This window comes from Acetobacter tropicalis (assembly GCF_030644465.1).
Lineage (GTDB): Bacteria > Pseudomonadota > Alphaproteobacteria > Acetobacterales > Acetobacteraceae > Acetobacter > Acetobacter tropicalis.
This window is the reverse complement of sequence record NZ_JAUYUW010000001.1, coordinates 3503417-3517214: the sequence shown is the minus strand read 5'-3', so window position 1 is coordinate 3517214 and position 13798 is coordinate 3503417. Positions and strand designations below refer to the sequence as shown.

The 13798-nt window shown below is 48.5% G+C and carries 7 protein-coding genes; 3 read left to right on the top strand and 4 right to left on the bottom strand.

Annotation, left to right across the window (positions count from 1 at the left end; genetic code table 11):
- Nucleotides 1–195: 195 nt before the first annotated feature.
- Nucleotides 196–957, bottom strand: coding sequence for a DNA/RNA non-specific endonuclease (locus QWU00_RS15785; RefSeq protein ID WP_231551637.1), 762 nt, complete (start codon nucleotides 955–957; stop codon nucleotides 196–198).
- A 485-nt stretch (nucleotides 958–1442) separates the two neighbouring features.
- Between QWU00_RS15785 and QWU00_RS15780 the strand changes: the two genes are divergently transcribed.
- From QWU00_RS15780 to QWU00_RS15770, 3 genes are all read left to right on the top strand, one after another.
- Nucleotides 1443–7067, top strand: coding sequence for a glucoamylase family protein (locus QWU00_RS15780; RefSeq protein ID WP_081939003.1), 5625 nt, complete (start codon nucleotides 1443–1445; stop codon nucleotides 7065–7067).
- Nucleotides 7068–7121: 54 nt separating this feature from the next.
- Nucleotides 7122–8209 (top strand): IS3 family transposase gene (locus QWU00_RS15775; RefSeq protein ID WP_150395605.1). Its coding sequence is split into 2 segments (ribosomal slippage): nucleotides 7122–7383 and nucleotides 7383–8209, totalling 1089 coding nucleotides; the frame shifts between segments, so codons are not numbered across the junction.
- A gap of 338 nt (nucleotides 8210–8547) precedes the next feature.
- The gene (locus tag QWU00_RS15770) at nucleotides 8548–11208 is read left to right on the top strand and encodes a GH36-type glycosyl hydrolase domain-containing protein (protein ID WP_231551617.1); all 2661 of its coding nucleotides are present in this window, start codon (nucleotides 8548–8550) and stop codon (nucleotides 11206–11208) included.
- Nucleotides 11209–11529: 321 nt separating this feature from the next.
- Here QWU00_RS15770 and QWU00_RS15765 read toward each other — a convergent pair whose 3' ends face one another.
- From QWU00_RS15765 to QWU00_RS15755, 3 genes are all read right to left on the bottom strand, one after another.
- Nucleotides 11530–12003, bottom strand: coding sequence for a c-type cytochrome (locus tag QWU00_RS15765; RefSeq protein ID WP_035378551.1), 474 nt, complete (start codon nucleotides 12001–12003; stop codon nucleotides 11530–11532).
- Nucleotides 12004–12241: 238 nt separating this feature from the next.
- On the bottom strand, nucleotides 12242–12952 hold the full coding sequence (locus tag QWU00_RS15760; RefSeq protein ID WP_035378549.1) for a TetR family transcriptional regulator C-terminal domain-containing protein: 711 nt from the start codon (nucleotides 12950–12952) through the stop codon (nucleotides 12242–12244).
- A 94-nt stretch (nucleotides 12953–13046) separates the two neighbouring features.
- Entirely contained in the window at nucleotides 13047–13796 is a 750-nt protein-coding gene (locus QWU00_RS15755; protein ID WP_035378547.1) for a pirin family protein, read from the bottom strand.
- Nucleotides 13797–13798 lie beyond the last annotated feature (2 nt).

Below are 13798 nucleotides of genomic sequence, written 5' to 3'. Positions count from 1 at the left end.
TCTTGTCCGTCGAGAGAAAAGTATGTGCTTTCAGGCCCACTGATTGCAGATCGAGTGGGCGATGAGTGAGGGTAAACCAGATCACTTTGATAGACGAGATGAGGACTAGCCTCGGTTTATTCTCTATTATCTCGTGATGAAGTAAGAGGCGGCATCAGGTTTATCTTTCGGAATGTGTGGCAATCAGCCAAGCAGCTACGGCACCAGAGAACGAATGAGCGCTCTCAGTGCTTTCTGCACCGATTTCTTTCCCCATTCTTTCAGCAGTTTGCGTGTGCCATTTTGTCTGGCCAGCCTGTATGGGCTTTCCCTGATGGGAGGCATTGCTGAAACATGATCTTTCAGAGAGTCCGGTAAGCCGGGGAAAGGATCAATATTTACAAGGCGTGTGAGAGTAGTGACAGACGTGATGCGGCAGGTAGGATGAAATGTATTCAGGCAAATATAAACGCCGGTTGAATTTGCCGCCGGATCATAAATCGCTTTCCAGATCACTGTTGGGACGGGAATGTGATTGGGGCCTATGGTTTGTGTTTTATCGGGATCATACCCTGGCCCCGTCACAACAAAAATTTCACCCTCTTCCCTTGCCCAGCCTCTGACCGCGCTTTCCACCCCTTCCCATGCTCTGCGATTGAGCTCAGGAGTTTGGGGAACAATGTTCGATAGTAAAAAACTCTCTTTTTGTGCTCCAAAGCCAGGTTCATCGCCACTGGGAGTCATGTGACCGCGATCATAATGAGAATTGGCGTAATCGCGTGGACTAGATTGCATGGAGGCAGGAAGCCGATTATCAGGAAAAAAACTTCCCCGGCGTTGCGTGCGATCGGCAATTTCCAGATTTTCTTCTGTCAGATCTTCGGCCGACCACAACGGCCCGTGTGTATAGTCAGAAGCCAGAACCGCGTAATATCCATTACATAAAAGAGTGGTCCCGCCATAAATGCCTTCTGCCATAAGATGAGGCGCAAGCCCTTTTGCAAACAGTTCAGGGCAAGAGGAAGCGAGCGCAGGACTATTAAAAACAAGCCCTGTAAGTAGGAGGAATACGGCCCCTTTCGGCAAATTATTTTCTGACTTAATAGGCATATAACAGTATCAGCACGTATTGGGATCTCCGCATGAACGGTGCGTGAAAATGATTTGCGGGAAGCCTTGTGACATAGGGGAAAGCTTTTCTCTACCCTGATTAACAAAAAACCGCCCATATTTGTGGCGAACGAAAAGATATGAAACCTCAAGTTTCATAAGGCGTTGAAAATCTCAGTGCATAAACGAAAATTCTAACGTTTCCAATTTCATAGAAAAATCTAGAGAACCAAAATAACAAAATTTTCTATTTTTATTTAATTCTATCTAAAGAACATTTTTAAAACATGTATTCTTTTTTATACATCAAAATAATCCGTTGTATTTCGGCCCTTGATGAGGAGCAGAAAAGTATGAATGGACGTGCCGATCCCCTACCTTATTCAGATGCCTGCCCTGTCGGGCTAAAAACGTCTTTCGTTAGACGTTTTTTCGGGTTTAACCCAGAATTACAATGGAAAGATAATCTTTTCCCCATAAGAAGTGAAATTTTTGGTCTGGAACGTTTGGAATCTCATGCAAGAAGCTTGGCCGCCGCGCAAGAGACTGATCTTGAAAACTGGAAATTTGGAAATCCTTTAAAAGCAAGATTAAAAGAAAACAATGTATTTCTTCGCCAAGCTGATGCTTCTATTGCCGCTGCTGTTCAGGATGGCAGGCAATTAACGCCCGCTGCACAATGGCTGGCAGATAATTACGCACTTGTTGACATGCAAATCCGTGAAACAGCGCTTGATTTGCCTGTGCAGTACTATATGCGTCTTCCAAAACTTTCGAACGGCCCCTTTTGGGGATTGCCGCGAATTTTTGGTGTGACATGGGCGTTCGTTGCGCATACGGACAGCCATCTTCAACTGGATTTTCTACGAAAATATTTGCTCGCGTATCAGAGTGTAACACCTCTTACAATTGGCGAGTTATGGGCTATTCCCATCACGCTGAAGATTGTTCTTATTGAAAATCTCCGTCGGGTTGTCGCGGCAATCATGGAGAATAATGCCAACCGCCTCTCTGCAGATGTTCTGGCAAACCGCTTGGAAAAGTTACGCCAAGGGCAAGTAGGTTCAGTTTCTGGCCTCTTGGAACACATTCATCCTGATACTCTGTCTCCGGCATTTGTCGCGCGACTTTCTCACCGATCCAGAGGACTGGACGTTGAGAAAGACCCTGTTCTTGTTTGGCTGGAACAACGGCTTAAAGATAGAGGGACAACGATTGATGCTGCCGTGCAGAACGATCTACGTGAACAGGGGTTATTAAACGCAACGACACAAAATATCATCACCAGTCTAAGGCTGATTTCTGAATTGGATTGGACGGAATTTTTTGAGCAGGTCTGTCTTATAGATTGTCTTTTTAAAGAGTATAAAAGTTTTACAGATGCAGACTTTGCAAGCAGAGATCTCTATCGCAAGGCTATTGAGGATCTTGCACAAAAAAGCCGAAAATCTGAAATTGATATTGCAAATATTGCCATTTCCTTGGCATCCAGAAGTCTATCAATACAAGATTCTGATTTGCGCAAAACAGATCCGGGATATTATCTTCTTATGGAAGGACGCTCCCTTCTGGAAGAGGAAATAGAGTTCCGACCTACTTTTTCTACAAGGATGGTTCGGGCTTTCTGCAGAAGAGGCATTATCGGCTACGGTTTGATTGTTACTCTTCTCTCTCTTTTTTTTCTGTTTCTGCCGCTTGCTTTCTCAATAACAGAAACACCGTTTTGGCCCTGTCTTCTGCTAATAAGCGTCTTGGCGTTTTTTCCAGCATCTGAAGCTGCGGTTTCTTGCATCAATCACCTTTTGTTGCGTGTTCTCAAGGTTGGTACTTTGCCTGGCTTGGAATTGCTGGAAGGTGTTCCAGCCGATATGCGCACCATGGTTGTTATCCCGGCTCTCCTGACCGATGAAAAAACCATCAGAACCCTTCTGGAAAGGTTGGAGGTACACTATCTAGCAACCCATGATGAAACTGTTCATTTTGCTCTTCTGACAGATTGGAAAGACCATGAAAGCTTTCAGGCTCCTGAGGATGAGGGGCTTCTGAGGCTGGCTGTTGACGGAATAAGAGATCTCAATAACCGCTTTCTTCCCCCGGCGAATGCGGACCGGTTTTTGCTTTTGCATCGCCGCAGAGTTTGGAGTGATAGCGAGCGGATATGGATGGGATGGGAGCGTAAGCGTGGCAAGCTTCATGAGCTCAACCGTTTGTTGCGCGGGGCAACAGATACCACTTTTATGGCAGACCCGGAGCGCCGCCTTCCAGCATCTGTCAAATATATCATTACTTTAGACGCTGATACGCGTCTTCCACTTGAAACTGTTAAACGCTTGGTGGGAAAGCTTGCCCATCCTCTCAATTCCCCCCGCTTTAACCCTGATACAGGGCGAGTTGAACAGGGTTATGCCATATTGCAGCCCCGTGTTACGCCTTCTCTTCCTGTAGGACACCACAGTACACTTTTTCAGAAGTTCTTTTCTACAGCGACAGGAATAGATACGTATTCCTCCGCAATCTCAGACCTTTATCAGGATATGTTTGGAGAAGGTTCTTATGCTGGAAAGGGCATTTACCATATTGATGCCTTTGAATCTGCTCTCTCAGGCCGTGTTCCAGATGCCTCGCTTTTGAGTCATGATCTGTTTGAAGGTATTTTTGCGCGCGCAGGATTGGTTTCAGATATAGAAGTCATAGAAGAATTCCCAACAGATTACATTGTTGCTGCACAAAGGTTACATCGCTGGACCCGCGGAGACTGGCAACTTCTGCCCTGGATACTTTCCGGTATAATCCGCAAACCTTTACCCCGTGATCGTTTTTCCGGGATTTCGCGCTGGAAAATGCTGGATAATTTACGCAGAACGCTGTGCGCGCCTTTTACGATTCTTGCTCTTCTTGCATGCTGGATCTTTATGCCGGAAAGCTCCGGAATATGGACAGCGTTCGTCCTGCTAGCTGTTTCCCTGCCAATATTTTTGCCAATTCTTCCAGATATCATTCCTAGGCAGGAGTGGATAACATTCCGAAATTACGTCAGCGTTCTTCTCTCCCAAGCATCAAAAGCCTTTGTCACTGTGGCGCTGACTATTACGTTTCTTGCGCATCAATCATTCCTCATGTTTGATGCAATAATTCGCACACTAACCCGTGTTTCTATTACCCATAAACACCTTCTACAATGGGTTCCAACTGCGCAGACCATAGATGTGAAGCCTGCGGGGATGGTAGATTACTATCGCAAAATGCTTCCCGCACCGCTATTTTCAGTGCTGCTTTCTGGTTTTATGGCATGGCACAGTCCGGAAGATCTCCTTCTGGCAGGGCCATTAGCGTTTTTGTGGGGCTTATCACCCGCCATAGCGTTATGGACCAGCCGTGCCCCTGTTCTTCCCTCAAAATCCCGACCATCACGTACAGATATTCGCACATTACGCGTTACCGCGCGCCGCACTTGGGTATTTTTTGAAACATTTGTCACTTCAGATGATCATATGTTGCCTCCTGATAATTTTCAGGAGGACCCACGCCCGGTTCTTGCGCGGCGAACATCTCCAACAAACATAGGACTTTATCTTCTCTGTACTGTTAGCGCGAGAGACTTTGGGTGGTGCGGCCTACAAGATACATTGGACCGGCTGGAGGAAACATTTGAAACACTAAAGAAAATGCAAAAATATAAAGGGCATTTCTATAATTGGTATAGTACGGTCGATCTTACCCCTCTTTCTCCCATGTATGTCTCTACGGTCGATAGTGGAAATCTGGCTGGGCATCTTATCGCGGTTGCTGCAGCATGTCAGGAATGGCTAGGAGAGCAGGAAGAGAATCTCTCTTGGCGGGCCGGATTGTTGGATAGTGTTACAATCGCCATAATGGACATGATGTTTCATAATGGCATCCGTCTTCCTCTTAACAAGCAGCAAAAAGTGCTGATCAGATCGCTCAGCCGGTTGAAAAACGCACTTCTTACGGCGTCTGAAGAAGAACTGGAGGCCTGTCTTCGTAATCTTGAAAAAAAAGCCCAGACGATTGCTGCGCATGCGCAGCATCCGTCCCTTTTTCCAGACAATTCAGAGCCTTCTGACGTTGCAGATTTACTGTACTGGATATCTGCTCCCCTTAGAACAATAGAAAGCCATCTTCGAGATTATGATGATCAACTCCGGCAAAATACTCCTGTTAGATTGCGGGCCTTAATTCAACTAGCCCGAAACATGGCGCAGGAAATGGAGTTCGGCTTTTTACGGGACTCATCACGAAAATTGCTTTCGATCGGTTACCAGGTTTCAGCAGATATACAAGACCAGAATTGTTACGATCTCCTGGCATCTGAAGCACGTTTGGCTGTATTCTATGCCATAGCCAAAGGAGATATTCCGGCCCGTGACTGGTTCCGCCTTGGACGCCCCATTACAGCAAGTGGCAATGGAGCCGTTCTCGTGTCCTGGTCGGGCTCCATGTTCGAATATCTTATGCCATCATTAGTCATGCGTGCCCCTATGGGGAGTTTGCTTGAAGAAACCAATACTCTGATTGTGCAGCACCAGATTGATTACGGGTATGCGCGTAACATTCCGTGGGGAATTTCTGAATCGGCCTACAATGCGCGTGATATGGATTATACTTATCAGTATTCCAATTTTGGTGTGCCGGGTTTGGGGTTAAAGCGTAGGCTGGGTGAAAATACGGTTGTCGCACCTTATGCTACCCTTCTGGCGGCTATGGTTGACCCACAAAAAGCAGTGTCTAACCTTTTCGTTTTGGAAAAAGCAGGCGCAAGAGGCCGCTACGGATTTTATGAGGCTCTGGATTATACGCCAGAGCGGGTGCCCGAACATCAGGATGTTGCGGTTATTCGCGCCTACATGGCTCATCACCAAGGCATGTCTATTCTGGCTGTGGCAGATACGGTTCTGGAAGGCGTTATGCGAGCACGGTTCCATAAAGATCCCGTCATAGCCTCGGCCGAACTTCTCCTTCAGGAGCAGGCACCGCAGCAAGGTGTGGTGGCCCGCCCTCTGCCTTCGGAAGAAAATATTAAGGCGCAGCCTCATTCGGCTGCCATTTCCTTTGGTCGTCGTTACCACACTGCCTCTACGCCGGAGCCTGTCACGCATCTTCTCTCGAACGGTCGTTACTCCGTCATGCTGACAGCGGCCGGGTCCGGGTATAGTCGCTGGCAAGGTCAAGCACTGACACGCTGGCGGGAAGACGCCACTCTCGATAATTTTGGGGCTTATATTTATCTGAAAAACATAAAAACCGGGAACATATGGTCTGCTGGTATTCAACCATGCGGAGAAACACCGGACGATTATTCAGCTGTTTTTTATGAAGACCGAGCAGAATTTTCTCGTCAGGATGGTGCTCTTACAACCACAATGGAAGTGCTCGTCTCACCGGAAGATGATGCAGAAATCAGGAACATAACGGTATCGAACGCAGGTCATGAAGTAGTTGAGATCGATATTACATCCTATATGGAACTGGCTCTTCTTCCTCAAATTGCTGATCTTGCACATCCTGCATTTACCAAACTTTTTGTTCAGACAGAGTATGTTCCGAGCGCCAAGGCACTGCTAGCAACCCGGAGACGGCGCGAGCCGAATGAGCCTGAGATATGGATGGCGCACCTCGCTGTATGTCCGACATCTGTGGAGATGGAAACCAACCGCGCCCATTTTATAGGGCGTGGACACACCTTAAAAGCACCCGCTGCCATAACGGGAAAACGTTCTTTATCTGGCCAGACGGGAACAGTCCTTGATCCTTCGTTCTCTCTTCGCAGTCGTGTCACTATCAAGCCTGGAGCTACAGCCAGGATATCATTCTGGACCATGGTTGCTTCTTCTCGAGACAAAATTCTGGAGTTAATTGACACACATCAGGATACGTCAGCCCTTGATCGTATCCGTACGTTGGCATGGACACATGCTCAGATACAGTTGCGTCATCTTGATGTGGTAATCCCCCCATAAAAAGAGTGGCTTTTGAATGAGAATTTTCTCAGCGTAAGAATTGAGGAGATTCTGATGAAGAGTGATCGCTTTACTGACGCCCAGATCATGGGTGTGATCCGCCAGGCTGAGGGCGGTGTCCCGGTTCCTGACCTGTGCCGGGAGCATGGGATTAGCAACGCCACGTTTTACCGGTGGCGCGCGAAATATGGCGGCATGGATGCTTCGATGATCAGTCAGATGAAGGCTCTGGAAGAGGAGAACCGTCGGCTGAAGCGCATGTATGCGGATCTGAGCATGCAGACGGATATCCTGAAGGAAGCCCTTGGAAAAAAATGAAGCGGCCAGCCCAGCGCCGGGAACTGGCCGCACAAGCTGTGGCGCATCATAGGGTCAGCATTGCGCTGGCCTGTCGGATTTTTGGGATATCCGAGACCTGCTTTCGCTATCGTCCGCGACTGGCAGCGGAGAACGACAGGATTGCCGATCTTCTTGTGGGACTGACCCAGGCTCACAGGAGATGGGGATTTGGTCTGTGTTTCCTGTATCTGCGCAATGTGCAGGGACATGTCTGGAATCATAAGCGGGTTTATCGGATCTATCGGGAACAGGAACTCAACCTGCGGATTAAACCCCGCAGGCGTCTGGTTCGCGAAAAGCCTGAAAAGCTGTCGGTTCCGGCCCTTCCCAACAGGGTCTGGTCCATGGATTTTATGGCGGACAGGCTGATGGATGGACGTGCTTTTCGGCTCCTGAACATTCTGGATGACTTCAATCGTGAAGGACTGGCGATCGAGGTTGATTTTTCCCTGCCAGCCTGTCGGGTTGTCCGCTGTCTGGAACAGGTTATGGAGTGGCGTGGCAGGCCAGAAGCCATCCGAATGGATAATGGCCCTGAATATGTCAGTCATACGTTGGTTTCATGGGCCGAAAAACAGGGGATTACCCTGATCTATACGCAACCGGGTAATCCGCAGCAGAACGCCTATATTGAACGCTACAACAGAACTGTCCGGCAGGAATGGCTGGAGCAGTATTTGTTTGAAAGCATTCAGGACGTGCAGGAGGTCGCAACACAATGGCTCTGGACATATAATCATGACAGACCCAACATGGGGAACAGCGGGCTAACCCCCGCCCAGAAACTAAAAACAGCTGCCTGAATTCTCATTCAACGCCCCACTAAAAATGGGGGGATTACCATGTCTCTTCCGCCGATGCCAATCTTTTTCAAACTTTAGCGTCTTCTCTCCTCTTTGCAGGCTCTTCCCTGCGATCTTCTTCTCATACAATCGTTCGAGGCGCCGCAGCACAACCAATTTTGTGGGAACAGGGGATCTCTGGAGACCTTCCCATCCTAGTGCTGCGGATCAAGGATAACGTAGATATTCCTGTTGTCCATAAGCTTCTTGTGGGCTTTGAATATCTACGCTTGAAACAATTGGAGTTCGATTTTGTTATTCTGAATGAGCATCCCAGTTCTTATTTGCAAGAACTACAAATGTCTCTTGAAGAACAGGTGCGCGCTCTTCCTAAAATTTCTGATAGTGGTGGTTCTGTCCGTATTTTACGCGCAGATCTCATCACTCCTGCGTTTCAGGCGCAGCTTCTGTCAGTAGCGCGTATTGTTCTGGATGCAACCAAGTCTCTTGAAGAGCGGCTCCTTTATTCTGATCTGATGTTCCCCCGGAAGAGAAAAATTATACAGGACAAAACCACACAGACAGAAAAATCATTGTCTCTTCCCTCTCTTCCAGATCTTGAATTTTTCAACGGATATGGTGGCTTTGCAGCAGGCGGTCGGACCTATGTTGTTGTTATTGGACCAGGCAAAACAACGCCTGCGCCCTGGATTAATGTCATAGCAAATGAAAATTTCGGATTTCAGGCATCAGCAGACGGAAGTGGTTATACATGGGCGCTTAACAGTAAGGAGCGTCAAATTACCCCATGGTCAAATGATCCAGTCAGCAACCCTGCGGGAGAAGTTTTTTATCTTCAGGATGAAGAAACAAAAATTCTCTGGTGCCTGACAGCAGCGACAAGGCGAGATCCGGAGGCAACATATGTCGCTCACCATGGGTACGGATACACGCGCTATGAACGGATTGCTGAAGGTATTGCCAGCACTTTGCTGCAATATGTTCCAACAGAAGATTCCGTAAAACTCTCCCGTATCCAGCTTCATAATCTATCCGGACGCTCTCGCACGTTATCTGTGACCGCGTATGTGGAGTGGCTTCTGGGTACATCCCGCACACAGATGGCGCAGTTCGTTACAACAGAAATAGATGATGAAACGGGCGCTATCTTCGCCCACAACCGCTGGAACCCGACTTATGGCGCCCGCGTCGCTTTTGCGGATATTGGAGGGTATGTCACTGCGTCATCGGGGGATCGTAGGAGTTTTATTGGGCGCAATGGCTCTCTTGATAGTCCTGATGCATTTACAGCGCTCGACTCTTTGCAGGGCGAAACGGGAGGAGGCCTTGACCCATGCGGCATCTTGCAAACCAGCATTATCCTTCCCGCAGATGGTCGGGTAGAAATTGTTTTCATGCTGGGAGATGCAGAAGATACAGACAAAGCCCGGCATCTCATTACCCATTACAGAACTGCAGATCTTGATCAGGTTCTGCATGATGTAGAAAATAAATGGGCGGCTGTATGCCGTTCCATTCAGGTTAAGACCCCTGATCGTGGCATGGATATCCTGCTCAACGGCTGGCTTCTTTATCAAACATTGTCCAGCCGGGTGCTGGCAAGAGCAGGCTTTTATCAGGCAAGTGGTGCATATGGTTTTCGGGACCAGTTGCAGGATGGTATGGCATTGGTAATTTCCTGCCCTGATTTGGTGCATGACCATCTTCTACGCGCTGCCTCACGCCAGTTTGTAGAGGGAGATGTGCAACATTGGTGGTTGCCGCAAACCGGCGCTGGTGTGCGCACGCATATATCGGATGACCGAGCATGGCTTGCATATTGCGTTGCCCACTATGTGACTATCAGTGGTGACAAAGCTATTCTTGATCAGGATGTGGGGTTCCTTGAAGCCCCAGCTCTCCCCTTAACCGAACATGATAGTTTTATGGTGCCATCTATCTCGGCCGCAACCGCCTCTCTCTTTGAACATTGCGCACGAGCCTTGGATCACAGCCTGTCGGTAGGGCGGCACGGCCTGCCGCTTATGGGAACAGGTGATTGGAACGATGGTATGAACCGGGTTGGTGAGCACGGGCAAGGAGAGAGCGTATGGTTGGGCTGGTTCCTACATGCAGCCCTCACAGCCTTTATTCCGCTTGCCGAAGCACGGGGAGAGCTGGTTCGGGTGGCGCAATGGAAGGCGCATCTTGTTGCTTTAGCTAAAGCTCTCGAAGGTGCGTGGGATGGAGACTGGTATCTCAGAGCCTATTTTGATGACGGAACACCTCTTGGCTCTCATACAGGCACAGAGTGTCAGATAGATGCCATTTCGCAATCCTGGTCAGTATTGTCAGGTGTGGCTTCCCCGGAGCGGGCCGCCCATGCCATGCATTCTGTTCTTCAGCGCCTTGTTAAGCATGAAGACCATCTTATCCTGCTTCTTACCCCTCCGTTTGATAAGGCTCAGCCCGATCCTGGCTATATTCGAGGTTACCCGCCTGGAATCAGAGAAAATGGGGGGCAGTACACTCATGGAGCCTTGTGGACAGTCATGGCGATAGCAACGCTGGGTGATGGAAATCTTGCACACGCACTGTTCAAAGGCCTTAATCCCATCCAGCATAGTCTCACAACAGAACGAGCCTTGCGCTATAAACTCGAACCTTATGTGGTCGCTGCGGATATTTATTCGGAGCCCCCCTATACGGGGCGCGGAGGATGGTCCTGGTACACCGGGTCTGCGGGCTGGATGCAGCGTGTTGGTACGGAAAACATTCTGGGGATTAACATCCAGGGGAATGCTCTTCTCATTAACCCGTGTATTCCTGAATATTGGCCTGAATTTGAAGTTACTCTATTGTGGCGTAATACACGTTACATAATAACTGTACGCAATCCGGATCAGGTTAGTCGTGGTGTAAAGCGCATTACTATGGATAACATCCCAATACATACAACCAATAGTGTTACGATGAAGGATGATAACCTTGAGCACACTATTGAGGTTATCTTGGGATAGTCAGTTTTGCCGCGCTTTCTGCTGCGTTGGGAGAGTTTCAGTCTGGACGTTACAAAAATCACGATACCATCCACACTCTTTATGCGGATCGGGTAACGCACGCAGAATCTATTAGCTCTGGTTGTGGAAGACTATTGGCGCAGTTTTTCACCTGCTCCCTCATTATTGTCGCCATCGGCCTCGTCGGCTTATGGCGCGATGATCCCAATACAGCAGGCTTTAAGATATCGAATGTGACACCTGAAAGTGCGTCTCGCAAGGTCTCTCTGGTTACATGCTTTTATCTTTGTAACCAGAGAGCTTGTAACAAACGAAATTATTTTACGGGATCGGATGTACTGCATTCAGGGCATTACGTTCGGCCTGAAGTTCAGCGCCCTTTTTGGGGGCGGCACGAGCTGCCTTAATGTCATCTGCCGTAAAACCAGGTGCAGGTTTGGTGTCACCCAAAGAAGCCACATATGTCAGCACTGCTGCAATATCATCATCCGAAAGTGCCTTCAATGAAGGCATGAAGCCTGCATAGGCCACGCCGCCAGCCTGAATAGGGCCATGTAGACCGTTTAAAACAACATCCGCCAAGTATTTCTTACCTTCAGGCGTAGAGGCAATTTTATCAATACGCCCTTTCAGAACCGGAAACTGCCCAGGCATGCCAACACCACCAGCCTGATGGCAGACAGAGCAATTGGCATTGTAAACCGCAGCACCATCTGATGCGGCTTTGGCTGAACTCGCCAGAACCGGGAGAGTTGCCATAACGCCAGCAAGAAGGAACAGGCTACGTTTGATCATAATGGTTCCCTAACAATCACAGATGTAGAACGGTTATAGATTAGCGCACCTGTACCAAAATACCAGATGATGTTGTGATCGGGGAAGGCAGATAACTTCGTTAACCATTTTCCATGCCAAGATCCCTGAATTCGTTCATCTTTTCTGCATCAGTTTAGTTATAATGCTAAACATGCGGAAAATTCATTTAGAAAATTGGCATTATTTCAATATTATTTACAATTTTATTATTATTTTTTTATTGAGGTATACGATTCCGTTTTGTTGCCGCTTTCTGCTGGATCGTGTCTGCTTGCTTGTGTGATGTCAGTGGTTGGCTGGTCCTGCAAATAGCCCCCACAAGCTGCATGATCGTGCTGATACCGGTCTCAAAATCCGTAATATTCAGGCGTCGGCGACCCAGAACGGCGGCAAACTGCACTTGCATATCCGCATAGGCCTGCGTCATTGACCACAAGGTAAATAGGAAATGGGTCGCATTCACCGGGGCGCATAATCCCTCTTTATGCCAATACTCAAAAACAAGAGCTTTCTGCTCTACGTGCTCACGCAAGGTACTGTCCAGAAACACCCGGACATATTCCCCTCCTGCCAGAAGTTCATGCATAAACAGGCGTGACGCATCGGGCCTGCTGCGTGAAAATTCCATTTTGGCGCGGACATATCCTTCAAGGCCCACAATAGGGGTATGTTTGATGGAAATCCATTGATCAGCATCTGCCAGCCATCCGACCAGTAGCCGCTGCAATGTTGCCCGGTAAAGTTCTTCCTTGCTCCCAAAGTAATAAAGGATATTCGCCTTGGGAAGAGCACATGCTTTGGCAATATCATCTACCCGTGCACCGGCGAAACCATAGGCTGAGAATATTTTTTCAGCAGCATTCAAAATCTGCTGGGTATTATTGCGCCTGGGCACACCAGGCTCCCGTGACAGATCAGCTTTCTTCATGGTGTCGCCAACACTTTCAGGTCAAATGTCTCTAATTACCTGATTAGCATTGAAACTTGATGTTCGGGTAGATGGAAAAATGGGCATTCTTCGGTCAATGCTTGGCAGGCCTATCAGCCGCAACATCAGCCAAAAGAAGCTCAGAGTGTTGATTCGCAATCACTGTCAGATCGGTGATGCCCTCAAAAGCCGCAGCATCACCGGCAAAGAGGGTTTCTTCTCCAATGCGTATGCTTCCAGAGACCACCAACATATAAAGATCTCGCCCGGGGGTTGTGCAATAAGCAGCACCTTCTTGCGCCGGAAGTGCGGCCTGAAGCAGGCGTGCTCGCGCATTTAATGTTATGGGCGCGTTGTCTTCTTCATTTTCCTGCTCTTCAGGATCATCTTCCGGAAAGCCTGACGCAATGATTTGGAAGCCCCGGCTCTTATCTTCTGAAGACTGAGGGCGACTTTCCTGCATCGGTGTGGTGCCTTCTATGTCCGGCAGTATCCAGAACTGAATAAAGGACACACCCTCCCCTCCTGCTTTCCAGTGAAGTGTTCGGCAACCCGTGCCGCTACTGATCAGATGCAGCCCTCCCGCCCCGATATCTTCACTTTGAAAGTGATCCATGGTGGTCGTAACAATACCGGAACGCACCCACGTCAGGATATCCACCGCCGCTTCCGGGCCGATTTGATAACAGCCGTTTGGCAACATGGTTCCTATATTTACGGCCTGTAAACATCCTTCATGGGTATGCTCTGCCTCCTGATAGTCAGAAAATGCAAAATGACACCGCAGGAGTTGACCGCCGGAATGTGCTGTTCCCAAGGTATCGGACCGTCTGATGATCATCATTT

Bases quoted from the DNA above. Each gene is read 5' to 3' on its own strand.
- QWU00_RS15780 (WP_081939003.1), top strand. From the start codon at position 1,443: ATGAATGGACGTGCCGATCCCCTACCTTATTCAGATGCCTGCCCTGTC.
- QWU00_RS15760 (WP_035378549.1), bottom strand. From the start codon at position 12,952: ATGAAGAAAGCTGATCTGTCACGGGAGCCTGGTGTGCCCAGGCGCAAT.
- QWU00_RS15755 (WP_035378547.1), bottom strand. From the start codon at position 13,796: ATGATGATCATCAGACGGTCCGATACCTTGGGAACAGCACATTCCGGC.
- QWU00_RS15770 (WP_231551617.1), top strand. From the start codon at position 8,548: ATGTCTCTTGAAGAACAGGTGCGCGCTCTTCCTAAAATTTCTGATAGT.
- QWU00_RS15765 (WP_035378551.1), bottom strand. From the start codon at position 12,003: ATGATCAAACGTAGCCTGTTCCTTCTTGCTGGCGTTATGGCAACTCTC.
- QWU00_RS15785 (WP_231551637.1), bottom strand. From the start codon at position 957: ATGGCAGAAGGCATTTATGGCGGGACCACTCTTTTATGTAATGGATAT.